This is a genomic window from Enterobacter sp. TCD1-1 (assembly GCF_020567405.1).
Lineage (GTDB): Bacteria > Pseudomonadota > Gammaproteobacteria > Enterobacterales > Enterobacteriaceae > Enterobacter > Enterobacter quasiroggenkampii.
The window spans coordinates 557631-580715 of record NZ_JAJCXF010000001.1; the positions used below are offsets into that span (position 1 = coordinate 557631).

At 57.2% G+C, this 23085-nt stretch carries 24 protein-coding genes and 1 pseudogene; 13 read left to right on the forward strand and 12 right to left on the reverse strand.

All coding sequences use genetic code 11. The features are described from left to right. Positions 1 to 243 precede the first annotated feature (243 nt). Together LJA86_RS02690 and LJA86_RS02695 are read right to left on the reverse strand one after the other, a co-directional pair. Positions 244 to 1056, reverse strand: coding sequence for a Cof-type HAD-IIB family hydrolase (locus tag LJA86_RS02690; RefSeq protein ID WP_229225585.1), 813 nt, complete (start codon positions 1054 to 1056; stop codon positions 244 to 246). Continuing rightward, complete coding sequence (locus LJA86_RS02695; protein ID WP_048222198.1) at positions 1046 to 2260, reverse strand: MFS transporter; 1215 nt, start codon at positions 2258 to 2260, stop codon at positions 1046 to 1048. The genes LJA86_RS02690 and LJA86_RS02695 overlap by 11 nt, the downstream gene beginning before the upstream one ends. 82 nt (positions 2261 to 2342) lie before the next feature. Here LJA86_RS02695 and LJA86_RS02700 point away from each other — a divergent pair, with 82 nt between their 5' ends. Then, positions 2343 to 2888 carry a TetR/AcrR family transcriptional regulator gene (locus LJA86_RS02700; RefSeq protein ID WP_229225587.1) on the forward strand — a complete coding sequence of 182 codons (546 nt, stop codon included), beginning with the start codon at positions 2343 to 2345 and terminating at the stop codon, positions 2886 to 2888. Here the strand turns inward: LJA86_RS02700 and LJA86_RS02705 are convergent. The 7 genes from LJA86_RS02705 to LJA86_RS02735 all read right to left on the reverse strand — a co-directional run bounded on the left by LJA86_RS02705 (position 2885) and on the right by LJA86_RS02735 (position 9791). Further along, positions 2885 to 3655, reverse strand: a complete 771-nt coding sequence (locus LJA86_RS02705) for an SDR family NAD(P)-dependent oxidoreductase (RefSeq protein WP_229225588.1) — start codon at positions 3653 to 3655, stop codon at positions 2885 to 2887. The genes LJA86_RS02700 and LJA86_RS02705 overlap by 4 nt on opposite strands. A gap of 118 nt (positions 3656 to 3773) precedes the next feature. Next, positions 3774 to 4205 carry a glutaredoxin-dependent arsenate reductase gene (gene arsC, locus LJA86_RS02710; RefSeq protein ID WP_229225589.1) on the reverse strand — a complete coding sequence of 144 codons (432 nt, stop codon included), beginning with the start codon at positions 4203 to 4205 and terminating at the stop codon, positions 3774 to 3776. A gap of 12 nt (positions 4206 to 4217) precedes the next feature. Further along, positions 4218 to 5507 carry an arsenic transporter gene (locus LJA86_RS02715; RefSeq protein ID WP_229225592.1) on the reverse strand — a complete coding sequence of 430 codons (1290 nt, stop codon included), beginning with the start codon at positions 5505 to 5507 and terminating at the stop codon, positions 4218 to 4220. A gap of 39 nt (positions 5508 to 5546) precedes the next feature. Continuing rightward, positions 5547 to 5867 (reverse strand): metalloregulator ArsR/SmtB family transcription factor, encoded by a 321-nt coding sequence (locus LJA86_RS02720; RefSeq protein WP_008503437.1) that lies wholly within the window; start codon positions 5865 to 5867, stop codon positions 5547 to 5549. 223 nt (positions 5868 to 6090) lie between these two features. Then, positions 6091 to 6570 carry an Hcp family type VI secretion system effector gene (locus LJA86_RS02725; RefSeq protein WP_021240935.1) on the reverse strand — a complete coding sequence of 160 codons (480 nt, stop codon included), beginning with the start codon at positions 6568 to 6570 and terminating at the stop codon, positions 6091 to 6093. Positions 6571 to 6791: 221 nt separating this feature from the next. After that, complete coding sequence (locus tag LJA86_RS02730; RefSeq protein WP_229225593.1) at positions 6792 to 7499, reverse strand: hypothetical protein; 708 nt, start codon at positions 7497 to 7499, stop codon at positions 6792 to 6794. 606 nt (positions 7500 to 8105) lie between these two features. Beyond that, complete coding sequence (locus LJA86_RS02735; protein ID WP_014169303.1) at positions 8106 to 9791, reverse strand: aspartate:alanine antiporter; 1686 nt, start codon at positions 9789 to 9791, stop codon at positions 8106 to 8108. Positions 9792 to 10064: 273 nt separating this feature from the next. On the opposite strand from LJA86_RS02735, the gene LJA86_RS02740 reads away from it, so the two are divergent. Next, complete coding sequence (locus LJA86_RS02740; protein ID WP_048222222.1) at positions 10065 to 10439, forward strand: inner membrane protein YbjM; 375 nt, start codon at positions 10065 to 10067, stop codon at positions 10437 to 10439. 30 nt (positions 10440 to 10469) lie between these two features. On the opposite strand, the gene LJA86_RS02745 is transcribed toward LJA86_RS02740, so the two are convergent. Beyond that, the gene (locus LJA86_RS02745) at positions 10470 to 10739 is read right to left on the reverse strand and encodes a GrxA family glutaredoxin (RefSeq protein WP_006809455.1); all 270 of its coding nucleotides are present in this window, start codon (positions 10737 to 10739) and stop codon (positions 10470 to 10472) included. Between the two features lie 184 nt (positions 10740 to 10923). Between LJA86_RS02745 and nfsA the strand changes: the two genes are divergently transcribed. The 9 genes from nfsA (at position 10924) to rlmC (ending at position 19415) form a co-directional block, all read left to right on the forward strand. Then, the gene (gene nfsA / locus LJA86_RS02750; RefSeq protein WP_045908437.1) at positions 10924 to 11646 is read left to right on the forward strand and encodes a nitroreductase NfsA; all 723 of its coding nucleotides are present in this window, start codon (positions 10924 to 10926) and stop codon (positions 11644 to 11646) included. 69 nt (positions 11647 to 11715) lie between these two features. Next, a complete protein-coding gene (gene rimK / locus LJA86_RS02755; protein ID WP_223540195.1) occupies positions 11716 to 12618 on the forward strand; it encodes a 30S ribosomal protein S6--L-glutamate ligase in 903 nt (300 codons plus the stop codon). 63 nt (positions 12619 to 12681) lie between these two features. After that, a complete protein-coding gene (locus LJA86_RS02760; protein ID WP_003858385.1) occupies positions 12682 to 13158 on the forward strand; it encodes a YbjN domain-containing protein in 477 nt (158 codons plus the stop codon). A 351-nt stretch (positions 13159 to 13509) separates the two neighbouring features. Then, positions 13510 to 14622, forward strand: coding sequence for a spermidine/putrescine ABC transporter substrate-binding protein PotF (gene potF / locus LJA86_RS02765; RefSeq protein WP_229225595.1), 1113 nt, complete (start codon positions 13510 to 13512; stop codon positions 14620 to 14622). Between the two features lie 143 nt (positions 14623 to 14765). Continuing rightward, on the forward strand, positions 14766 to 15899 hold the full coding sequence (potG, locus tag LJA86_RS02770; RefSeq protein WP_021240929.1) for a putrescine ABC transporter ATP-binding subunit PotG: 1134 nt from the start codon (positions 14766 to 14768) through the stop codon (positions 15897 to 15899). A 10-nt stretch (positions 15900 to 15909) separates the two neighbouring features. Further along, a complete protein-coding gene (potH, locus tag LJA86_RS02775; RefSeq protein WP_024907854.1) occupies positions 15910 to 16863 on the forward strand; it encodes a putrescine ABC transporter permease PotH in 954 nt (317 codons plus the stop codon). Then, complete coding sequence (gene potI, locus LJA86_RS02780; protein ID WP_008503447.1) at positions 16860 to 17705, forward strand: putrescine ABC transporter permease PotI; 846 nt, start codon at positions 16860 to 16862, stop codon at positions 17703 to 17705. Before potH ends, potI begins: the two co-directional genes overlap by 4 nt. 65 nt (positions 17706 to 17770) lie before the next feature. Continuing rightward, on the forward strand, positions 17771 to 18244 hold the full coding sequence (locus LJA86_RS02785; RefSeq protein ID WP_045908434.1) for a YbjO family protein: 474 nt from the start codon (positions 17771 to 17773) through the stop codon (positions 18242 to 18244). A 40-nt stretch (positions 18245 to 18284) separates the two neighbouring features. Beyond that, entirely contained in the window at positions 18285 to 19415 is a 1131-nt protein-coding gene (rlmC, locus tag LJA86_RS02790) for a 23S rRNA (uracil(747)-C(5))-methyltransferase RlmC (protein WP_229225597.1), read from the forward strand. Positions 19416 to 19505: 90 nt separating this feature from the next. On the opposite strand, the pseudogene LJA86_RS02795 reads toward rlmC, so the two are convergent. Continuing rightward, positions 19506 to 19953 (reverse strand): annotated as a pseudogene (locus tag LJA86_RS02795) (hypothetical protein). A gap of 116 nt (positions 19954 to 20069) precedes the next feature. On the opposite strand from LJA86_RS02795, the gene LJA86_RS02800 reads away from it, so the two are divergent. Together LJA86_RS02800 and LJA86_RS02805 are read left to right on the forward strand one after the other, a co-directional pair. Beyond that, positions 20070 to 20777, forward strand: a complete 708-nt coding sequence (locus LJA86_RS02800; RefSeq protein ID WP_025912904.1) for a response regulator transcription factor — start codon at positions 20070 to 20072, stop codon at positions 20775 to 20777. After that, a complete protein-coding gene (locus LJA86_RS02805; protein ID WP_229225599.1) occupies positions 20761 to 22230 on the forward strand; it encodes a sensor histidine kinase in 1470 nt (489 codons plus the stop codon). Before LJA86_RS02800 ends, LJA86_RS02805 begins: the two co-directional genes overlap by 17 nt. A gap of 85 nt (positions 22231 to 22315) precedes the next feature. On the opposite strand, the gene artJ is transcribed toward LJA86_RS02805, so the two are convergent. Next, positions 22316 to 23047 carry an arginine ABC transporter substrate-binding protein ArtJ gene (gene artJ / locus LJA86_RS02810; protein ID WP_033145047.1) on the reverse strand — a complete coding sequence of 244 codons (732 nt, stop codon included), beginning with the start codon at positions 23045 to 23047 and terminating at the stop codon, positions 22316 to 22318. Positions 23048 to 23085 lie beyond the last annotated feature (38 nt).

Here is a 23085-nt window from a genome sequence, read left to right on the forward strand (position 1 = left end):
GCTCATGCCCGACCCGATAGCCTGAAGGAATAAGCTGAGGGTACCGCGAAGCGGCGATTTACCGCCGGGAGCCCGGGTCGCCAGGGTGGTGGCGACTGAGCCACCCTGGCACGTTCACAGGTGTTGTCGTGACAAAGTACCAAGGAACGTAAAGTGAACGGAATGACCACCACAGCCGTATGTTCCCCCTCACCCCAGCCCTCTCCCTCGAGGGAAAGGGTGAGGGCACCAGACCGCACGGTGTTAATTAAACGGTGCCTCCCCGTTCAACACCTTCTCAATCACATCCAGCACGCCTTCCTCGTTATTATGCGGCGCTTCAAAACGCGCCGCCGCTTTGATATGCGGTCTGGCATTCGCCATCGCAAAGCTGAACCCGGACTGGCGCAGCATCTCCACGTCGTTGCCGCTATCGCCGAAGGCCACCACGTCGCTGTTCTCTATCCCCCAGCGCTGTTGCAGGATCCGCAGGCCGTTGGCTTTATGCACGCCGGGGATAATCAGGTCGATACTGCCGTGACCGGTGGTGACGGGCACCATGATGTCGCTGAGTTTTTCATGCAGCAGCGCCTGAATACGCGGAATTTCATCATCAGACACGTTAAGCCCAAACTTGAAGAAAATATCGTTCAGGTTGTCGAAATCGCTGACCATTTCCAGACGGTGATAGTACTTTGCCGCGATGGCCTTAAAGCCCTCGTCATAGCACTTGAGCGTGTAGGCGCTGCTCTTCCCGCAGGCGATGATCTCAATGCCTGGCACGTCGTTTAACACGTTCGCGACCGTGTCGAAATGGGCTTTCGACAGTTCACCGTTGAAGACGTCTTCACCCTCACTCACGACCCAGCCGCCGTTTTCGGCGACGAATGAAATTTCATGCGCAATCTCCGGGAAAAAGGAGATCAGCTGGTAGTACTGGTTGCCGCTGGCGACCACGAAGCGAATGCCTTGCGCCTTCATGCGCGCGTACTGCGCCAGAAAGCGCGGGCGATTGTAGGTCTTGGCATCACTCAGGAATGTGCCATCCATGTCGACGGCGATCAGTTTAACGCTCATATCCCTTCTCCAGTGTCGTGTGTTTCGTTTCCGGCTTTGCCACCGCGCGCGCCACCAGCGCCGCGACGATCACCAACCCTAATACCACCAGCATGGCGCTGCGCAGCCCGTAGTGCTCCCCGAGGAAGCCGAGCAGCGGCGGCCCGACCAGGAAGGCGAGATAGCCGGTAGTCGCCACCACGCTGACGCGCGTCGGGGCATCCGGGCCGGTGTCGCTGGCGGCGGAGATGGTCAGCGGGAAGCCGAGGGACGCGCCCAGCCCCCAGAGGATCACTGAGACGCCGGCAATCCAGTCCACATCCACAAAGATAATCATCGCGATACCCAGCCCGCCGAGCAGGGCGCTGGCGCGCACCACCGCCACGCGGCTGTAGCGGTCGATAAACCAGCCGCCGGTGAAGCGCCCGACGGTCATCCCCAGCGTAAACCCGGCGTAGATCAGCGAGCCGGAGGTCGGGCTAAAGCCGTGACCGTCCACCATCAGCAGCGGCAGCCAGTCGTTGGCGGACCCTTCCGCGAACGCCATCGCCAGCACCACCACGCCAATCAGCATCAGCTGATAATCGCGGTAGAAGGGCAGCCCTTTTTCGGCCGAATGCTGTTCATCTGAGGCGTTCTTGCCGGTGCCGTCCGGGATCGCCCGGATGCCGGTCAGAATCGGAATAATGCACACCAGCGCCGCCAGCAGGATATGCAGATTCGCGGTCATGCCGAAGGCCGTCAGCGCCATCCCCACGCCCGCACCGGCCAGCGTGCCGAGGCTATAAAAGCCGTGCATCATCGGCAGCACGGTTTTGTTCATCTCGCGCTCGACCGCCGCCCCTTCAACGTTTATCGCCACTTCCGCCGAGCCGAAGCTGCCGCCAAACACCGTCAACCCCAGCGCAAACAGCACCGGTGAGGCAAACCACAGCGCCACGCTCAGCACCATCATCCCGAACACCGCGAAGCACATGGTGGTGCGGATCACCGCCCGCGTACCGAAGCGCTTCACCAGCCATGCGGAGCAGAGGATGCCGCTCATGGAGCCTATCGACAGGCCGAACAGCACGATGCCCATTTCCGCGGTAGAAACGGACAAAATGTCGCGAATGGCGGGGGTGCGCGTGGCCCAGGAGGCCATCAGCAGACCGGGAATAAAGAAGAACATAAACAGCGCCCACATGCGGAGCTGCAGGGCTTTACGGGGAGAGGTCAGCGTCATTGGGGTAGCACCAGAAGTACAACAATAGCGACAACACTAGCAAGTTTGTGTACATTTGTACACAAACACAGGTGAGGAATTGATGAGCAGACCACCCAACGATCCGCATCGCCGGGAGAAAATCCTGCAGGCGACGCTCGACACCATTGCTGAACACGGTATTCACGCCGTCACGCACCGTAAAATCGCCACCTGCGCGGGCGTGCCGCTGGGGTCGATGACCTACTATTTCGACGGTATGGAGCCGCTGCTGGAGGAGGCCTTCACGTGGTTTACCCGCCAGATGTCGCAGCAGTACCGGGATTTCTTTGCGGGCGTCACCGGGCCGGAAATGGCGTGCGAATCCATCACTACCCTGATCCACAGCTCACAGGTGACCACGCCGCACAACATGGCGCTGATGTATCAGCTTTACGCCTTTATGCACCGCAGCGCGGCGCTCAAAACGGTGATGCAGGACTGGATGAAGATGAGCCAGACCACGCTGGAGCAGTGGTTCGACCCGGTTACCACCCGCGCGCTGGATGCGTTTATCGAAGGGATGACGCTGCACTACGTCACTGACCGGACGCCCTTAACCCGCCAAGAGATCCGGGCCATGGTGGGCAGGATTGCGGGCGAGAGCTAGGTTGCACCGGCGGTCATATTGACTGTGGTTCCCGTGATGGCGCTGGCCGCATCTGAAGCCAGAAACGCAATCGTGTCTGCTACCTGCGCTAGCGTCGGCAGGCGATGCGTCAGGGTGCTTTGCGCGGCGCCGCCGAGAAACTGCCCGACCGTTATCCCCATCGCCTGCGCCTTGGCGGCGAAAATGGCCCCCACATACGAACCCGCCTGCACCGCGTCGGCTATTGCGTGCGAGCGCAGACACAGCACACGAATATTTTGAGTCCCCAGCTCAGCCGCAAGCGCCCGGGTAAAGGCTTCCGTTCCCGCGCAGCCGACGATATGTCCGAGGTGGCCCGCCATCGCCATGTTTGCGGCGGGGGCGACGACGGTAATTATGGTCCCGCCATGCTCGCCGCCCATGCGGGATGACACGGCTTTCGCAATGTTAAAGTACGCGGCCAGGAAAGGGTCGAAGCCCTGACGGAATTCGCCGAGCGTTAATGCCTCAAGACGTTTGCCCTGATCGTGCATAAAGCCCGTGGCGTTGACGACGATATCAATGCGGGCAAGGTCGGGGAGCGGCGAGGACTCCTCAAGCGCATCGAAAACAAACGTGCTGGCAGAACCGCCAGCGGCGCGAATGCTGCTGGCGGCCTGCTCCAGCCTGGCGTGGGTGCGTGCGGCGAGATACACCTCCGCGCCTTCACGCGCAAGAGCGTGTGCCGCAGCGCTGCCGATGGCGCCGCTGCCGCCGAAGATGACGGCGGTTTTGTTTTTAAGACCCATGCCTGCATACCCTCACCAGACTTAACCCTCAACAGTATGTGCCGGGTTTCGGCGGATGCAACTCAGCCGTTGGGCGGGGTATGCGGTTGGCAGATCTTACCGTGCCATTATCAATGGGTTACTTTTGTGAGATTTTTTTCCCGCTGGCGTCCACCACCGCTTCGCCATCTTCTTTCGTAAATGCCCCTTTCTGCGCATCCGGCAGAATGTCGAGGACGACTTCAGACGGGCGGCACAGGCGGGTGCCCAGCGGTGTGACCACGATCGGACGGTTAATCAGAATCGGGTATTGCAACATAAACTCGATTAGCTGGTCGTCGGTGAAGCTATCGTCGGCAAGGCCGAGCTGTTCATAGGGCTCCACGTTTTTACGCAGCAGATCCCGCACCGAAATGCCCATATCGGCAATCAGGGTGGTCAGCGCATCGCGCGACGGCGGGGTTTCCAGATAGAGGATAATCTCTGGCTCCGTGCCGCTGTTGCGGATCATCTCCAGCGTGTTGCGCGAGGTGCCGCAGGCGGGGTTGTGGTAAATGGTGATGTGGCTCATATCAGTGGCTCATTACAGTGTGAAGGAGAGACGTAGCGCCAGCGCGGCGAGCGTCACAAACAGGACCGGCAGCGTCATGATGATGCCCGTCCGGAAATAGTAACCCCAGGTGATCGTCATGTTTTTCTGCGCCAGCACGTGGAGCCAGAGCAGGGTGGCGAGGCTGCCGATAGGCGTGATTTTCGGGCCCAGATCGCAGCCAATCACGTTGGCGTAAATCATCGCCTCCTTAATCAATCCCGTTGCTGTGCTGCCCTCAATTGAGAGCGCGCCAATCAGCACCGTGGGCATATTGTTCATTATGGATGACAGAAACGCGGTGATGAACCCGGTACCCAGCGTGGTGGCCCACAATCCGTGCCCGGCCAGGCTATTCAGTACGCCTGTGAGAGAGTCCGTCAGCCCGGCATTGCGCAGGCCATACACCACCAGATACATCCCCAACGAGAAGATCACGATCTGCCACGGTGCGCCGCGCAGCACTTTTCCGGTATTTATCGCATGTCCGCGTTTTGCAACGGCAAACAAAACCAGCGCGCCCGCAGTCGCAATGGCGCTGACCGGAATACCCAGCGGCTCCAGCACAAAGAAACCGACGAGAAGAAGGAGCAGCACGATCCAGCCGGTTCTGAACGTTGGAAGATCGTTTATCGCGCGTGCAGGCTCACGCAGTTTCGCCAGGTCATATTCCGGCGGGATTTCGTTGCGGAAGAACAGATGGAGCATGACCAGCGTTGCGGCAATCGCGGCGACATCAACGGGAATCATCACCGAGGCATATTCACTGAACCCCAGCGTGAAGAAGTCTGCCGAGACGATGTTGACCAGGTTCGACACAATCAGCGGCAGGCTGGCGGTATCGGCGATAAAACCTGCCGCCATCACAAACGCCAGCGTGGCCTGCTTGCTGAACCCCAGTGCCAGCAGCATGGCGATAACGATAGGCGTCAGGATCAGCGCTGCGCCGTCATTGGCAAACAGCGCCGCGACGGCTGCGCCCAGAAGGATAATCCAGGTAAACAGCAATCGCCCGCGACCGTTCCCCCAGCGGGCGACGTGCAGCGCCGCCCACTCGAAAAAGCCGGACTCATCCAGCAGCAGGCTGATGATGATGACGGCGATGAACGTTGCCGTAGCGTTCCAGACGATATTCCAGACTACCGGTATATCGTTAATGTGAATCACGCCGCTGGCCAGCGCCAGCACGGCGCCGATGGTCGCGCTCCAGCCAATACTCAGTCCTTTGGGCTGCCAGATGACCAATACCAGCGTAAACAGAAAAATAGCCCCAGCCAGAAACATTGTTTACTCCGTTATATCTGTTTTTGTGAATGTGTTTGATTAGCACGAACCCGGAAGCCGGTTTTTCAGCTTCATGCGCGTCTCTTCCCGCAGGCAGTTCCAGCTGGTGTCGATAACGGCTGCCGCCCATGCAGGCATGTTGGGAGAGAGACGGTAATGGACCCACTTACCCTCGCGACGGTCGATCACCAGCCCGGACTCGCGGAGCAGGGCCATGTGGCGTGAGACCTTCGGCTGAGATTCGGCGGTCGCGGCGCAGAGATCGCAGACGCACAGTTCTCCTGCCTCACGGAGCAGCATGACGATGGCGAGCCGCGTTTCGTCGGAGAGGGTTTTGAAGAGGTGGAGTGGGTGGAGCATTCGGTCATCCTGAATGTCTTTTGTCATATTCATTAAATCATATATGTTTATAGCTGGCGAGAGAAGAGGAAAAAGCAGCAAGGATAGAAAAACTCAGGGAGGGCTTGTAGAAGGTCAAAAAAGTCTTTATGGCTTGCCCGGAGCAATCCTGACAGTCATGAGAAAGAAACCGTCCCCTGGAACGGTCTCTTTTTATCTGCTCACTTTCAACACTCTTCTGCGCTCAGGCGCAACAGCGATCGTTCCAGGTGTCACGGTAAATGATATTCCCCTCCGTGTACTTCCACGAGATGGCTTCATAACGCAATTCGAGCGTTTCAAGATGGGTGCTGCTCATCCCGTTAGGGGTCAGGAAGGGTGCCACTGTCGTGAACTTAACGTTTTCCATCACGATATTGAAATATTCGGCCTCGATACCAGACTCCAGAATACGGTACATCTTAATAATCCCCTTCTTCATCACTCGCCCTTCGCACACGGCTCGGTAAAGAAGTGGGGTAGTCTGATCAAATTCTTTGATTATCGTAATAGGGCGATGGACGCGCGTGCCGGTGAGCTTGCCCCAACTTGGGTCAACCGGAATGGTTACGCCATGTGAGAACGATTTCAGTTCTATGGAACCATGACGGGTGGGCATCATGCAGCTACCAACAATTGGCGAGCCGTTCTCGTCCTCAAGCCAGAGATGTGCGGGTGTAGACATGTCATTTCCTTATTAGCAAACGTGAAGCTTTTATGGTCCTCAATGCCATATCCAGTAAACCAGCCCCAGTGTGACCAGGTAAAACAGGAGGATGAATCCCTGGCTAACCTCAGGGAAGTAAACGTCAAGGACATAGCCAAAAATGAACGCGAGGATGATGGGTATATAAGTCCAGAAGAAAAACTGGGCCTGAGATTTGAGCCAGCGTCTTAGAAAGCCCATTAGTGCCTGCCCATGAGCTTCAGGATAGTGTCAGCAGCATCATAAGGGCTTTGACTGTCAGTCCATTGCTGCGTTAGCACGCCCGCGCGCATAAAAGCAGGTTCCACCAGGAAATACATCATTTCCAGTTCTCGCAGGTACAACGCTTGATAGTAGGCAGGATGCATCACTTGCAAGCGATGAGCGCTGTCAGCGGCCTGTTGCACAATCCCATATATCCCCAGCCCGCCAATAGCCGCGCCCGTTAATCCTGAAACGACCTTTAACCCTGAAGGTGGAAGGGTTACATAAAGGCAAACAGTCGATGTGACACCTGCAGAGAATGAATATGAGGTTAGCGTGCTGGTGGATATATAAACGTTAGCGCGCATTAGAGCATGCTGTATCGCTGATAATTCTGCCGGGGAATAATTCTTAACCAGCTCCTCAACGTATGTGTTGATTAGGTCAAAGACGATGTTCCAGCGAGAAACGAGATGGAATATGCCCTTTCGGAAGCGAGCGTCCTCCAGGTTTTGTCGGGTGCATACATCGTAATATTCATCAGTAAAGCAGGAGGTGTAGTACAGCAGGCGTTGGGCACCGGCACCTATATTATTCAACTGGCTCTTTACTTCTTCACCTACCGCGCGTACCGCCTGGTCCAGCTTCATGGCCAGTATCTTTTGGCTCTGAAGCTGGCGGATGATCTCTTCAGAATGGTACATGCTTACTGACCTCGCACTTCAGTTCAATTGTGCGATCTTTTGCTGCATTCCCTAAGACCGGTATTGCTATTACTGAACTTGAAAACTGCATTCCTGTCCCCTCCATAGTGTTTCTATCCGCTCCAGCGTATGCCTGTAACTAATATGGAAGTTCAAAGCAGATCATGTTTATGAAAAGCACGGGATTTTTAGGATAATGACCTGATTTTTTTTAATCAAAATACGATTTATCGGGAGCTTTAAGTGCGAATCGATGAGTTCAATACTGAGTGGCGCGTTCCAAAATCCGGAAGAATTGCAGGAACAATTAGCTGACTGATACAGACCCGCCGCTGGCTGGTTTTTTATTATCTGTTACAGCTATATAAAAGTTCTGCCGCGACGATGTCGCTATGCAGGGGAACCTGGAGGCATAAAGCATTAATTTACAGAGTGGTAGTTTTCAGACAACAAAAAACCCATCAACCTTGAACCAAAACGGCGGGGTTGATGGGCTCCACAAATTGGGGACATCAAAGAAAAGCAGTGGCACTAGTTATGACTGCCCCCTTATAAAAAAGTTCTGCGCGTAACAAAAATATTTTCCGCCACGCGCATTCTTAGGAGTTATCCGAGTCCCGGCCAGATGATGATAATCAGCGTACCCGCCAGCGTCAGCAGCACGTTAGCGATAGCATACGTGCCCGCATAGCCCAGCGCCGGGATGTTGCTGCGCGCGGTGTCGCTGATGATTTCCATAGCAGGTGCACAGGTACGCGCCCCCATCATCGCCCCGAAGAGCAGGGCGCGGTTCATGCGCAGCACGTAGGCACCGAACAGGAAGCAGATCACCACCGGCACCAGGCTGACGATAAGTCCGGAAACCAACATCTGCCAGCCGACGGCGCCGAGGCTGTGACCAATCCCGCTGCCCGCGCTTAAGCCCACGCCCGCCATAAAGACCATCAGACCGAACTCTTTCACCATGTTCAGCGCGCCCTGCGGAATGTAGCCGAAGGTCGGGTGGTTCGCTCGCAGGAAGCCCAGCATGATCCCGGCGAAAAGCAGACCGGCGGCATTACCGATGCCGAAGCTGAAGTTGCTGAACTGGAAGGTGATCATCCCGATCATCAAGCCAACGATAAAGAAGGCGCAGAAGGCCAGCAGGTCGGTGACCTGGCTGTGAATGGAGATAAAGCCGATGCGGTCGGCCACGGTTTTCACGCGACGCGCGTCGCCGCTGACCTGCAGCACGTCGCCTTTGTTGAGCACCACGTTGTCGTCGATAGGCATCTCAATCTGGCTGCGGATCACGCGGTTGAGGAAGCAGCCGTGGTCGGTCAGCTTCAGCTGCGCCAGGCGGCGGCCCACGGCGTTATGGTTTTTCACCACGATCTCTTCGGTGACGATGCGCATGTCGAGCAGGTCGCGGTCGAACACCTCTTTGCCGTTACGGAAGCTCGGATCGAGACGAGCGTGGGCGTCCGGGTAACCCACCAGCGCGATGTCATCGCCCATCTGCAGCACCGCGTCGCCGTCCGGGTTCGCCAGAATGCCGTTGCGGCGGATGCGTTCGATGTAGCAGCCCGTCTGGCGATAAATCCCCAGCTCACGCAGATTTTTGCCGTCAGCCCAGGCAACCAGCTCTGGCCCGACGCGATAGGCGCGGATCACCGGGAGATAGACTTTACGTTTGGAGTCGGTATCCAGACCGCGCTCGCGGGCGATTTGCTGGGCGCTGGTCTGCAGATCCTGGTGCTGCAGTTTTGGCAGGTAGCGTGCGCCGACAATCAGGCTCACCAGACCAATCAGATAGGTCAGGGCATAGCCGAGGCTCAGGTGGTCGAGTGCGGTAGAAAGCTGCGCGCCGGCCATGCCGGAATGGCGCAGGGTATCACCGGCACCCACGAGCACGGGGGTGGACGTCATGGAGCCCGCCAGCATACCGGCCGTTAACCCGATATCCCAGCCAAACAGTTTACCCAGCCCTAAGGCGATCAGCAGCGCGCTGCCGACCATTACCAGCGCCAGCATCAGATAATTTTTGCCGTCGCGGAAGAAAATTGAAAAAAAGTTCGGTCCTGCTTCCACGCCAACACAAAAAATAAACAGCATAAAACCTAAGTTCAGCGCGTCCGTGTTAATGCTGAAGTGCTGCTGGCCTAATAATAAGGAGACGACTAAAACGCCAATGGAATTACCAAGTTGAACTGAACCCAGGCGCAATTTACCCAGGCAAAGGCCCAGCGCCAGTACCACAAATAATAACAGGATGTAATTCCCATTTAACAAGTCTGCGACGTTTATATTCACGGAGGCTAACTTCTTGTTTACCAGTAAGTTGTTGAATGAAAGGACTTTTTGGGCTACTGTTTTCTGGGTCAGGGAAAGGCGTTAACGCTCCCTGTTTCCTGCTTTATTCCCTAAAACATTAGCTGGCGTGTAGTTTAATCGTATTAGCTACTGACAGCTACTGATTATCGCATCACCCTGTGCGTACTTTGGCAAGGATTGCCGCATTGCTTTATCTGACTGGGCGTCTACCCGACGAAAGTGTATTTGATAGAGATAAGTCAGGAGGATAGTTTGAACATTAAACGAAACTGGGCGGGGGTGATCAGCTGCTTTTTGCTGTTCACGGTCGTATGCATGTCGCTTGCTTTTAACGTGAAAGGGGCATTCAGGGCATCGGGTCATCCGGAGCTGGGGCTGCTCTTTTTTACGCTGCCGGGGGCTGCTGCCAGTTTTCTCTCCCGTAAAGGGGAGGTGGTGAAGCCGCTGCTGGGTGCCATGCTGGCCGCGCCGCTCTGTTTGCTGCTGATGCGCTTGCTCTATATCTCAACGCGGAGTTTCTGGCAGGAGCTGGCATGGTTGATGAGCGCTGTATTCTGGTGCGCCCTTGGCGCGCTCTGCTACTTATTTGTGCGCAGTCTGCTTCATAACCGACGGCACCACAAATAAAAACGCCCTCTCGGTGAGGGCGTCTTCACATTACTGGGCGGCAAACAGGCCCAAATGCTCTTTGGCGTAGGCTTCAAAGTCAGTGCAGCCGCCGATGTGTTTCTGATCGAGGAAGATCTGCGGTACGGTTTCAACCGGCTTGCCGACGGTTTTTTCGAGATCCGCCTTCGTGATGCCTTCCGCGTGGATATCCACGTAGCGGAAGTTGAAGTCATCGCGCTCTTCGGTCAGTTTCTCAGCCAGCTCTTTCGCGCGTACACAGTATGGGCACCCTGGACGACCAAAAATTACTGCAAACATTTCTCTCTCCTCAAAAAACAAGCCTGACGGCGAATAAGACATATAGTGCCCGATAACCTGCCGCCATTAAAGAAGGTTTCGCCTGTCGCTTTGATACAGTCAGGCTATGTTTCGCCAATTACATCGCGCAAATCATTGCCTATACTGGCTCCAATACGTATTAAGCAAGACAAAGAGAGACAAGATGACACCCACGATTGACCTGCTCCGTTCCCACCGTTCCATTCGCCACTTCACCGATGAGCCGATTACCGAGGCGCAGCGTGCCGCGATTATTGACAGCGCCAGGGCGACCTCCAGCTCCAGCTTCCTGCAGTGCAGCTCCATTATCCGCATCACCGACCCGGCCATGCGCGAGCAGCTGGTGACGCTGACCGGCGGGCAGAAGCATGTGGCTCAGGCGGCGGAGTTCTGGGTGTTCTGCGCCGACTTCAACCGTCATCTGCAGATCTGCCCTGAGGCCGAGCTCGGGCTGGCCGAACAGTTGCTGCTGGGCGTGGTGGATACCGCGCTGATGGCGCAAAACGCCTTCACGGCGGCGGAGTCGCTGGGGTTAGGCGGTGTCTACATCGGCGGCCTGCGTAACAACATCGAAAGCGTGACCGAGCTGCTGAAGCTGCCAAAACACGTGCTGCCGCTGTTTGGCCTGTGCCTCGGCTGGCCTGCGGATAACCCGGATCTGAAGCCGCGCATTCCTGCGGCGATGCTGGTGCATGAAAACCACTATCAGCCGGTCGATCAGGATGTCCTGAATCAATACGATGAAGAGCTGGCAAACTACTACCTGACGCGCGGTAGCAATAACCGTCGCGATACCTGGACTGACCATATTCGTCGCACCATCATTAAAGAAAATCGCCCGTTTATTCTTGATTATCTGCACAAACAGGGCTGGGCGACGCGATAGTCCATTTATCCTGCGCCTGCCTGCGTATATGATACGCAGGCTTTTTCCATGTCTTCAGAGAGGTGCAGGGTGAAAATTGCCATATTGTCCCGGGATGGAACGCTCTATTCATGTAAGCGCCTGAGAGAAGCGGCGGCGAAACGCGGGCATCAGGTTGAGATCCTCGACCCGATGTCCTGTTATATGAATATCGACCCGGCCGCCTCGTCGATTCACTACAAAGGCCGCAAGCTGCCGCATTTTGATGCGGTCATCCCCCGAATCGGCTCCCAGATTACCTACTACGGCACCGCCGCGCTGCGCCAGTTCGAGATGCTGGGCAGCTATCCGCTCAACGAATCCGTCGCCATTTCCCGCGCCCGCGACAAGCTGCGCTCGCTGCAGCTCCTTGCCCGTCAGGGGATCGATCTCCCCGTCACGGGGATTGCCCATTCACCGGACGACACCAGCGATCTGATCGACATGGTGGGCGGCGCCCCTTTGGTGATCAAGCTGGTGGAAGGCACCCAGGGCATTGGCGTGGTGCTGGCGGAGACGCGTCAGGCAGCGGAGAGCGTGATTGACGCCTTCCGCGGGCTGAATGCCCACATTCTGGTGCAGGAATATATCGAAGAGGCCAAAGGGCGCGACATCCGCTGCTTTGTGGTGGGTAACGAGGTGGTGGCAGCCATTGAGCGTCAGGCCAAAGAGGGCGATTTCCGCTCTAACCTTCACCGCGGCGGCGTCGCGCGTGTAGCCGATATCAGCGACCGCGAGCGGGAGATTGCGGTGAAAGCCGCGCAAACCCTGGGGCTGGACGTGGCGGGTGTAGACCTGCTGCGGGCGACGCGCGGGCCGCTGGTCATGGAGGTGAACGCCTCGCCCGGACTGGAAGGCGTGGAAAAAACCACAGGGGTCGATATTGCGGGTAAAATGATCATATGGATCGAGCGTCATGCGACGCCGGGCTACTGTCTGAAAACGGGTGGTTAAATGGATTACCGCGCGCTTTTTGAGTACCCTATGCGAAGTTTTTATTAAAGAGGCTGCATCGCGATGGATTTACAGGTCGTACCTACACTGGATACGTTACGTCAATGGCTTGATGATGCCGGAATTACGTTCTTCGAATGCGATTCCTGCCAGGCGCTGCATCTGCCTCATATGCAGAATTTCGACGGCATTTTCGATGCCAAAATCGATCTGATTAACGATGTGATCCTTTTCTCCGCGCTGGCCGAAGTGAAGCCGTCCGCGCTGCTGGCGCTGGCCTCCGACCTGTCGGCCATCAATGCCAGTTCTTTGACGGTGAAGGCATTTCTCGACATACAGGATGATAATCTGCCAAAACTGGTCGTTTGCCAGTCTTTATTCTCCGGGGCAGGGCTATCGTTCAAGCAGTTCGCCTGGTTTATGCGCCTGAGCGAAGAGCAAATTTCGATGGTCATGATGGAAGCCAATGCACATCATCTGCTGTATAGCGCGGAAGATGATGCAGAGAATAATGATGCATCTCCCAATTTTCTTCACTAAGCCTGTCTGACTTTTGCGCAGTCGCTGCCATGGCGGCTGCAGAAGGCCATTTTTTCTGCTGCTTTTAACCTTCCTTTAAAGAATTATTCACCTCCCTGAAGGCCGTTTCGGCTTATCACGTAGACTTAACCTGCATAAAAAATTGATAAAAGGCGTTTTTTCGTCTGGGCTATAGCCGGAGACACGGGCTACAGTTATTCTTGCGATGCTTCAAAAAGCGAGCGGAAGCTGCCGGGTAAAGAGGTTTCTTTTTATTTTGAGCAGAGCGACAAACTATGCATGATTTTTGCATATATCCAGATTGCACAGTTTTAGTTCGTTTGTTAACGAGCTTTCAGAAGGAATAACACTATGATCGCCTTGAATAAAAAATGGTTATCGGGTCTGGTTGCGGGTGCTCTGATGGCCGTCTCTGCCGGCACGCTCGCTGCGGAACAAAAAACGCTGCACGTTTATAACTGGTCTGACTATATTGCGCCGGACACGGTCGCAAATTTCGAAAAAGAGACCGGCATTAAAGTGGTCTACGACGTGTTCGATTCCAACGAAGTGCTGGAAGGAAAACTGATGGCGGGCAGCACCGGGTTTGACCTCGTGGTGCCTTCCGCAAGCTTCCTCGAGCGCCAGCTGACGGCAGGCGTCTTCCAGCCGCTGGATAAGAACAAGTTACCGAACTGGAAAAATCTCGATCCGGAAGTGCTGAAGCTGGTGGCCAAACACGACCCGGACAACAAATACGCGATGCCGTATCTCTGGGCGACCACCGGTATCGGCTTTAACGTCGATAAAGTGAAGGCGGCGCTGGGCCCGGACGTGAAGCTGGACAGCTGGGACGTGGTGCTGAAGCCGGAAAACCTTGAGAAGCTGAAAAGCTGCGGCGTCTCCTTCCTCGATGCGCCGGAAGAGATTTTCGCGACCGTGCTGAACTACCTGGGTAAAGACCCGAACAGCAATAAGGCGGATGATTACACCGGCCCGGCGACCGATCTGCTGCTGAAGCTGCGTCCAAACATTCGTTACTTCCACTCGTCTCAGTACATTAACGACCTGGCAAACGGCGACATCTGCGTCGCGATTGGCTGGGCAGGGGACGTATGGCAGGCGGCTAACCGCGCGAAAGAGGCGAAAAACGGCGTGAACGTCTCTTACTTCATTCCGAAGGAGGGGGCGCTGGCCTTCTTTGACGTCTTCGCGATGCCGGCTGACGCGAAAAACAAAGACGAAGCGTATCAGTTCCTCAACTACCTGATGCGTCCTGAGGTTATCGCCCACATCAGCGACCACGTTTACTATGCGAACGGTAACAAGGCCTCCGTGCCGCTGGTGAGCGAAGAAATCCGTAATAACCCGGCTATCTATCCGCCAGCGGATGTGTTCGCCAAGCTCTTCACCCTGAAAGTTCAGGATCCAAAAATTGACCGCGTGCGTACCCGCGCGTGGACCAAAGTGAAAAGCGGTAAATAACGGCGTTTGGTATTGCTGCCCGGTGGCGCTATCGCTTACCGGGCCTCTACAACCCGTAGGCCGGGCAAGCGTTAGCGCCGCCCGGCGATGCGCACCCTGACGGTGCGTTTGCACCAGTTTTGATCTCTACCGGAGAACACCCCGTGAATGACGCGATCCCCCGCCCGCAGGCGAAAGTCCGTAAAGCGCTGACCCCGCTGCTTGAAATTCGTAACCTCACCAAATCTTTTGATGGCCAGCATGCCGTGGACGACGTCAGCCTGACGATCTATAAAGGCGAAATTTTTGCCCTTCTGGGGGCCTCTGGCTGCGGTAAATCGACCCTGCTGCGCATGCTGGCCGGTTTTGAACAGCCCACCGCCGGGCAGATCGTGCTCGACGGCGTGGATCTCTCCAGCGTGCCGCCGTATCAGCGTCCGATCAACATGATGTTCCAGTCCTACGCGCTGTTTCCGCACATGACGGTGGAGCAGAACATCGCCTTCGGCCTGAAGCAGGACAAGCTGCCGAAGGCCGAAATTACCGCGCGCGTGGCCGAGATGCTGAGCCTGGTGCACATGCAGGAGTTCGCGAAGCGTAAGCCGCACCAGCTCTCCGGCGGCCAGCGCCAGCGCGTGGCCCTGGCCCGCAGCCTGGCAAAACGCCCGAAACTGCTGCTGCTCGACGAACCGATGGGCGCGCTGGATAAAAAGCTGCGCGACCGTATGCAGCTCGAAGTGGTCGATATCCTCGAGCGCGTGGGGGTGACCTGCGTGATGGTGACCCACGACCAGGAAGAGGCCATGACCATGGCCGGACGTATCGCCATCATGAACCGCGGGAAGTTCGTGCAGATCGGCGAGCCGGAAGAGATTTATGAGCATCCAACCACCCGCTACAGCGCGGAGTTCATCGGCTCGGTTAACGTCTTCGAAGGGCTGCTGAAAGATCGTCAGGAAGACGGTCTGGTCATCGAATCGCCGGGGCTGCAGCATCCGCTTAAGGTTGATCCGGATAACTCGGTGGTGGATAACGTGCCGGTCTACGTCGCGCTGCGTCCGGAGAAGATCATGCTCTGTGAGGATCCGCCTGCTGATGGCTATAACTTTGCCGTCGGGGAAGTGGTGCACATTGCCTATCTGGGCGATCTCTCTATCTATCACGTGCGCCTGAAAAGCGGGCAGATGCTCAGCGCGCAGTTACAGAACGAACATCGCTATCGCAAGGGACAGCCGACCTGGGGCGACGAAGTGCGCCTGTGTTGGGATGCAGACAGTTGCGTTGTGCTGACGGTATAAGGAGCGGCCAATGAGTACACTTGAACCTCCAGCCCGCGTCGAAAAGCCGGGCGGCTTTGCCCACTGGCTGACGCGCATGCAGATGAAGCACGGCCGCAAGCTGGTGATCGCCATGCCGTACGTGTGGCTGATCCTGCTGTTCCTGCTGCCGTTCCTGATTGTTTTCAAGATAAGCCTGGCGGAAATGGCGCGGGCGATCCCGCCTTACACCAACCTGCTGGACTGGGCCGACGGCCAGCTGACGCTGACCTTAAACCTGGGTAACTTCCTGCAGCTCACCGACGATCCGCTCTATTTCGAAGCCTATCTGCAGTCGCTGCAGGTGGCGGCGATCTCGACGCTCTGCTGTCTGGTGATGGGCTACCCGCTGGCGTGGGCGGTGGCGCACAGCAAGCCGTCGACGCGAAATATCCTGCTGCTGCTGGTGATTTTACCGTCGTGGACCTCATTCCTGATCCGCGTTTACGCGTGGATGGGGATCCTGAAAAACAACGGCGTGCTGAACAACTTCCTGATGTGGCTCGGGGTTATCGATCAGCCGCTGACGATTCTGCACACCAATCTCGCGGTCTATATCGGCATTGTGTACGCCTATCTGCCGTTTATGGTGCTGCCGATCTACACGGCGCTGACCCGTATCGACTACTCGCTGGTAGAAGCGTCGCTCGATCTCGGTGCCCGTCCGTTAAAAACCTTCTTCAGCGTCATTGTCCCCCTGACCAAGGGCGGCATTATCGCCGGGTCGATGCTGGTCTTTATCCCGGCGGTGGGGGAGTTTGTGATCCCGGAACTGCTCGGCGGGCCTGACAGCATCATGATTGGCCGCGTGCTGTGGCAGGAGTTCTTCAATAACCGCGACTGGCCGGTGGCCTCGGCGGTGGCGATCGTGATGTTACTGCTGCTGATCGTGCCGATCATGTGGTTCCACAAGCATCAGCAGAAACAGATGGGAGATCACGGATGAACAACTTACCGGTAGTGCGCTCCCCGTGGCGAATTGCGATCCTGGTCATCGGCTTTACCTTCCTGTATGCGCCGATGCTGATGCTGGTGATCTACTCGTTTAACAGTTCCAAACTGGTGACGGTCTGGGCAGGCTGGTCGACGCGCTGGTACAGCGAGCTGTTCCACGATGATGCGATGATGAGCGCGGTGGGGCTGAGCCTGACCATTGCGGCGCTGGCGGCGACCATGGCGTCCGTGCTGGGCACGATCGCCGCGCTGGTGATGGTACGCTTCGGGCGTTTTCGCGGTTCAAACGGCTTCGCCTTTATGATCACCGCTCCGCTGGTTATGCCAGACGTGATCACCGGTCTCGCGCTGCTGCTGCTGTTCGTGGCCCTGGCGCACGCCATCGGCTGGCCGGCGGACCGCGGGATGCTCACCATCTGGCTGGCGCACGTCACCTTCTGTACCGCCTATGTCGCGGTGGTGATCGCCTCGCGCCTGCGCGAGCTGGATCGGTCCATTGAAGAGGCGGCGATGGATCTCGGCGCGACGCCGCTGAAGGTCTTTTTCATCATCACCCTGCCGATGATTATGCCGGCGGTGATCTCCGGCTGGCTGCTGGCGTTTACCCTGTCGCTCGACGATCTGGTTATCGCCAGCTTTGTCTCCGGCCCGGGGGCGACGACGCTGCCGATGCTGGTCTTCTCCAGCGTGCGCATGGGGGTCAACCCGGAGATCAACGCCCTGGCCTCTATCATCCTCGGTGTGGTCGGAATTGTCGGATTTATCGCCTGGTATTTGATGGCGCGCGCGGAAAAACAGCGCGTGCGCGATATCCAGCGTGCAAGACGCGGCTGAAGGATTTAAAATTTCCAGTGATGTGCCGCGCATGACGCGGCACTGTTTTTCAGGGAAGTAAAACATTGGGATTATTAAAAAAATCACGTATTACGCACGCACGTCCTAACGTACCTGCACTGGTTCAGGTGGCGGCGCTCGCCATTATTATGATCCGCTGCCTGGACGTGCTGATGATTCTGAATACCCTGGGCGTGCGCGGCATCGGTGAATTCATTCACCGCAGCGTGCAGACGTGGAATCTGACTTTGGTCTTTTTGAGCAGTCTGGTGCTGGTGTTTATCGAGATCTACTGCGCGTTTTCGCTGGTTAAAGGGCGCAACTGGGCGCGCTGGGTCTATATGCTGACGCAGATTACCGCGGCGAGCTATCTGTGGGCCGCTTCGCTGGGCTATGGCTACCCGGAGCTGTTCAGCATTGCCGGTGAATCCAAACGCGAGATCCTGCGCGCGCTGTTTATGCAAAAACTGCCGGACATGCTGGTGCTCTTTCTTCTCTTCGTTCCGGCCTCCAGTCGGCGGTTCTTCCGCCTGCAATAATGTGTATAATCGCAGCCCTCGTGATTTTTAAGGTTTTCATATGCAGTGCGCACTCTATGCCGCCGGACGCTGCCGCTCCTGTCAGTGGATAGAACAACCGGTCTCTCAACAACTCACCGCCAAAATGGCCGACCTGCAACAGCTGCTGGCAGAACACGCGGTGGGCGAGTGGTGCGCACCCGTCAGCGGCCCTGAGCAGGGCTTTCGCAATAAAGCCAAAATGGTGGTCAGCGGCAGCGTAGAAAAACCGCTGCTGGGGATGCTGCACCGCGACGGCACGCCGGAAGACTTAACCGACTGCCCGCTGTATCCAACCTCGTTTGAGCCCGTCTTTGCCGTACTGAAACCGTTTATCGCGCGGGCGGGGTTAACGCCCTATAACGTGGCCCGCAAGCGCGGCGAGCTGAAATACCTTCTGCTGACCGAAAGCCAGAAAGACGGCGGCATGATGCTGCGCTTCGTGCTGCGCTCTGAAACCAAGCTGGCGCAGCTGCGCGCGGCGCTGCCGTGGCTGCAGGCGCAGCTTCCGCAGTTGAAGGTCATTACGGCGAACATTCAGCCGGTGCATATGGCGATCATGGAAGGGGAGAAAGAGGTTTTCTTCACCGACCAGCACGCGCTGGCGGAGAGCTTTAACGGCGTGCCGCTGTGGATCCGCCCGCAAAGCTTCTTCCAGACCAACCCGACCGTGGCAAGCAGCCTGTACGCTACCGCCCGTGACTGGGTGCGTGCGTTGAACGTTCACCACATGTGGGATCTGTTCTGCGGCGTGGGCGGGTTTGGCCTGCACTGCGCCACGCCGGAGATGCAGCTCACCGGCATTGAGATCTCTACCGAAGCGATTGCCTGCGCGAAGCAGTCCGCCGCCGAACTGGGGTTAACGAATCTGCACTTCCAGGTGCTCGACTCCACGCAGTTCGCGACCGGCCAAGGCAACGTGCCGGAGCTGGTGCTGGTCAACCCGCCGCGCCGCGGCATCGGCAATGCGCTGTGCGACTACCTGAGCCAGATGGCGCCGGAATACATCATCTATTCCAGCTGCAACGTGCAGACCATGGCGAAAGACATTGCGCAACTACCGGGCTATCGCGTTGAACGCGTTCAGCTTTTTGATATGTTCCCGCATACCGCGCATTATGAAGTGTTGACGTTGCTGGTGAAAACGCACTAATCCTCAACATCGCCCGGTGGCGCTGCGCTTACCGGGCCTACGATCCGGAGTAGGCCGGGTAAGGCGTAGCCGCCACCCGGCTTTGTTTGCTCAACCCAGAAATGCGACTCCCGCCTCTGTTTTAAGCCAGCGTGGCGCTTTCAACTGGTCGGCAAAATAGCCTGTCAGCTCAAAGAGCAGATCACCCATCACGCGGGCTGACTCCGGCGCAAGTACCCCCTATTAAGAGTTGCGTAATCTCCTCACAATAACGGCACAGTTGATCAGGCTCCGCGTTGAATGCAGGTTCTCTTTCTGGGAAAACGTCCACCGTTAATCGTTCATACAAATGCTCCGGCACAGGTTCCAGCAGCATCGGGCGGAGCAAGGCAAGACAGGTGGCGAGGCGGCCACAGAGCGCGATTTTTCTGGCAGGATCGGTTTCTTCAACCAGCGCTTCGCAGTAGCGCTGGCGGTTGTCGGCCAGATCGGTGAAATCGGTATTGTGATTAACAGGAAGTGTGAGAAGTGTGTCTGAAAAAGACGAGACGATCGACATATAAACATCCTCAGTATGTTGGTTTGTTACCTTCCAAATCTTCAACAAAATGTGAACTCTTCATCCCGGCGAAATCAGGTAAGCTTACGGCATAAGAAATGAATGAAGGCTTACCCATGAAGCAGATCCTGCTGGTGGAAGACGACCACGATATCGCGGCGCTTCTGCGACTCAATTTAGAAGACGAAGGCTACGCCATCACCCACGAGCCCGACGGGGGCAACGCCCTGCAGCGTCTTGAAGCACAGACGTGGGATGCGGTGATCCTCGACCTGATGCTGCCCAACGTGGACGGTCTGGAGATTTGCCGCCGCATCCGTCAGATGACGCGCTACCTGCCGGTGATCATCATCAGCGCCCGCAGCAGCGAAACCGACCGCATCACCGGGCTGGAAACCGGCGCCGATGACTATCTGGCAAAACCGTTCTCCGTGCAGGAGCTGATTGCGCGCATCAAAGCACTGTTTCGTCGCCAGCAGGCGATGGGGCAGGCGCAAACCGACGGACACATTCAGGCGCACGGACTGACCATCGATCCGCTGGCGCGCAGCGTGCTGCTTCACGGCCAGGTGGTGGACCTCACCCCGCGCGAGTTCGAACTGCTCTACTTCTTTGCCCGTCATCCCGGCGAGGTGTTCTCCCGTCTGGCGCTGCTGGAGCAGGTCTGGGGCTACCAGCACGAAGGCTATGAGCACACCGTCAACACCCATATCAACCGCCTGCGCATCAAGATAGAGAAGGACGCCGCCGAGCCGGAGATCATTCGCACCGTCTGGGGCAAGGGCTACAAATTTGCGGAGCCGCAGCATGATGCGTCGCTTTAGCCTGAGCCAGCGTCTGACGCTGCTCTTCATCCTGCTGATGATGCTCTGCGCCGCCGTCGCCTGCGCGGTACAGCTCTACAGCAGCATGCAGTACGGTAACGCAATGGTGCAGCGTTTGTCGGGTGGGCTGGCGCAGCAGATCGTCCAGCGCGAACCGATTCTGGACGCGCAGGGCCGGATCGACCGCAGCGCGCTGAAACCGCTGTTTGGCCGGCTGATGACCTTTAATCCGAGCGTTGAGCTGTACGTTATCTCTCCTGACGGCGATATCCTCGCCGATGCCGCACCGCCGGGCCATATTCAGCGGCAAAAAATCGACCTGGCGCCGGTGCAGAGCTTCCTGAGCGGCACCACCATGCCGGTACTGGGCGACGATCCGCGCAGTCAAAATCAAAAAGTCTTCAGCGCCACGCCGCTGCGGCAGGACGGCGAGCTAAAAGGCTATCTGTACATTATCTTGCAGGGCGAGGAGTCAAACGCTCTGGCGGAAATGGCCTGGCACAAGGCGCTGTGGAGTACCGTCCTGTGGTCACTGCTGTGGGTCGCGCTGTTTGGGCTGCTGGCAGGGCTGCTGGTCTGGTACTGGGTCACGCGTCCGGTCAAACAGCTTACGGTGGAGGTCGCCGGGCTGGAGCAGGACAGCATGAGCGCAATCAGGCTGCTGGCGGCACAGACGCCGGACGCGGCGGCAAAAGATGAAGTGGCGATCCTGCGCAACAGCTTTATCGAGCTGGCGCGCAAAATCACCCAACAGTGGGATCGGCTGGCCGACAGCGATCGCCAGCGTCGGGAGTTTATCGCTAATATTTCGCACGATCTCCGCACGCCGCTGACCTCACTGCTGGGCTATCTCGAAACTCTGTCGCTCAAATCCGCCACCCTGACGCCGCAGGAACACCAGCAGTATCTCGCCACCGCGCTGCGTCAGGGGCAAAAAGTCCGGCATCTTTCGCAGCAGCTGTTTGAGCTGGCGCGCCTGGAGCACGGCGGCATTAAACCCCAGCGCGAGCGGTTCGCGATGGCGGAGCTGATTTCCGACGTGGCGCAGAAGTTTGAGCTCACGGCCCGCACGCGAGAGGTCAATCTCCATATTGACGTACCGGGGCCGCTGCCGATGGTAAACGCCGATGTGTCGATGATTGAACGCGTGGTGACCAACCTGCTGGATAACGCGATGCGCCATACGCCGGGTGGCGGGGAAATTCGCCTGGCGGTGTGGCAGGAAAATGAACAGCTGCAGGTCGAAGTGTCCGACAGCGGAACGGGCGTGGATGCCTCGCTGCGCGACGATCTGTTCCAGCGACCGTCGGCGCTTAATACCCAGGCCTCGCGGGAGAATCGCGGCGGGTTGGGGCTATTAATCGTGAAACGGATGCTGGAGCTGCACGGGGGCGGGATCAGGCTAATGGAGTCGGTGAGCGGGGCACGGTTCAGGTTCTTTGTGCCGTTATGAGAGAGTGCCGGGCGGCGCTGCGCTTGCCCGGCCTACAAACCCCCCGTAGGCCGGGTAAGGCGAAGCCGCCACCCGGCAAAAGACATTACTGCGGGAACCACTGGTCGCTGATTTTCTGGTACGTCCCGTCCGCTTTTATCGCTTTCAGCGCGCCGTTCAGTTTTTCCAGCAGGGCTTTGTTATCCGGACGTACCGCGATGCCGAGGCCCGTGCCGAAGTATTGTGGATCGGTCACTTTTTCCGTTGCGGTGCCCAGCTGCGGGTTGGTTTTGAGCCACTCGTTCACCACAGCGGTGTCGCCGAAGACACCGTCGATACGGCCATTTTTCAGGTCGATAATCGCGTTCTGGTAGCTGTCATAGGCCACGGTCTTCACTTCAGGATGTTTGTCCTGCAGGTATTTCTGGTGCGTGGTGCCGTTTTCCATCCCGATGCGTTTGCCTTTCAGCTGATCGAAAGAGGTATACGCGCCTTTCTTCGCAATCACCACCGCCGAGTTGGCGTAGTACGGGTCGGTGAACGCCACCTGCTTGCTGCGCTCAGGTGTGATGTCCATCCCGGAGATCACCGCGTCGTATTTTTTGAACTTCAGCGACGGAATCAGGCTGTCAAAAGCATGGTTAGTAAAGGTGCAGTCGGCCTGCATCTGTTTGCACAGCGCTTTCGCCAGATCGATATCGAAACCGACGATCTGGTTGCTGGCATCCAGCGACTCAAACGGCGGATAGGTGGCGGACACGCCGAAATTGATTTTATCCGCAGCGGATGCGCCAGCGGCGAAGGTGGCGAGTAATGCGGCCAGAACTAACTTTTTCATTGTAATGCTCCCGTCTGTCTTATTGATGCGCCGTGTCT

What these genes read in the sequence shown, in the direction of transcription:
- LJA86_RS02690 (WP_229225585.1), bottom strand. Translation starts at nt 1,056, where the DNA reads ATGAGCGTTAAACTGATCGCCGTCGACATGGATGGCACATTCCTGAGT.
- LJA86_RS02695 (WP_048222198.1), bottom strand. Translation starts at nt 2,260, where the DNA reads ATGACGCTGACCTCTCCCCGTAAAGCCCTGCAGCTCCGCATGTGGGCG.
- LJA86_RS02700 (WP_229225587.1), top strand. Translation starts at nt 2,343, where the DNA reads ATGAGCAGACCACCCAACGATCCGCATCGCCGGGAGAAAATCCTGCAG.
- LJA86_RS02705 (WP_229225588.1), bottom strand. Translation starts at nt 3,655, where the DNA reads ATGGGTCTTAAAAACAAAACCGCCGTCATCTTCGGCGGCAGCGGCGCC.
- arsC (WP_229225589.1), bottom strand. Translation starts at nt 4,205, where the DNA reads ATGAGCCACATCACCATTTACCACAACCCCGCCTGCGGCACCTCGCGC.
- LJA86_RS02715 (WP_229225592.1), bottom strand. Translation starts at nt 5,507, where the DNA reads ATGTTTCTGGCTGGGGCTATTTTTCTGTTTACGCTGGTATTGGTCATC.
- LJA86_RS02720 (WP_008503437.1), bottom strand. Translation starts at nt 5,867, where the DNA reads ATGCTCCACCCACTCCACCTCTTCAAAACCCTCTCCGACGAAACGCGG.
- LJA86_RS02725 (WP_021240935.1), bottom strand. Translation starts at nt 6,570, where the DNA reads ATGTCTACACCCGCACATCTCTGGCTTGAGGACGAGAACGGCTCGCCA.
- LJA86_RS02730 (WP_229225593.1), bottom strand. Translation starts at nt 7,499, where the DNA reads ATGTACCATTCTGAAGAGATCATCCGCCAGCTTCAGAGCCAAAAGATA.
- LJA86_RS02745 (WP_006809455.1), bottom strand. Translation starts at nt 10,739, where the DNA reads ATGTTTGCAGTAATTTTTGGTCGTCCAGGGTGCCCATACTGTGTACGC.
- nfsA (WP_045908437.1), top strand. Translation starts at nt 10,924, where the DNA reads ATGACACCCACGATTGACCTGCTCCGTTCCCACCGTTCCATTCGCCAC.
- LJA86_RS02760 (WP_003858385.1), top strand. Translation starts at nt 12,682, where the DNA reads ATGGATTTACAGGTCGTACCTACACTGGATACGTTACGTCAATGGCTT.
- potF (WP_229225595.1), top strand. Translation starts at nt 13,510, where the DNA reads ATGATCGCCTTGAATAAAAAATGGTTATCGGGTCTGGTTGCGGGTGCT.
- potH (WP_024907854.1), top strand. Translation starts at nt 15,910, where the DNA reads ATGAGTACACTTGAACCTCCAGCCCGCGTCGAAAAGCCGGGCGGCTTT.
- potI (WP_008503447.1), top strand. Translation starts at nt 16,860, where the DNA reads ATGAACAACTTACCGGTAGTGCGCTCCCCGTGGCGAATTGCGATCCTG.
- rlmC (WP_229225597.1), top strand. Translation starts at nt 18,285, where the DNA reads ATGCAGTGCGCACTCTATGCCGCCGGACGCTGCCGCTCCTGTCAGTGG.
- LJA86_RS02800 (WP_025912904.1), top strand. Translation starts at nt 20,070, where the DNA reads ATGAAGCAGATCCTGCTGGTGGAAGACGACCACGATATCGCGGCGCTT.
- LJA86_RS02805 (WP_229225599.1), top strand. Translation starts at nt 20,761, where the DNA reads ATGATGCGTCGCTTTAGCCTGAGCCAGCGTCTGACGCTGCTCTTCATC.
- artJ (WP_033145047.1), bottom strand. Translation starts at nt 23,047, where the DNA reads ATGAAAAAGTTAGTTCTGGCCGCATTACTCGCCACCTTCGCCGCTGGC.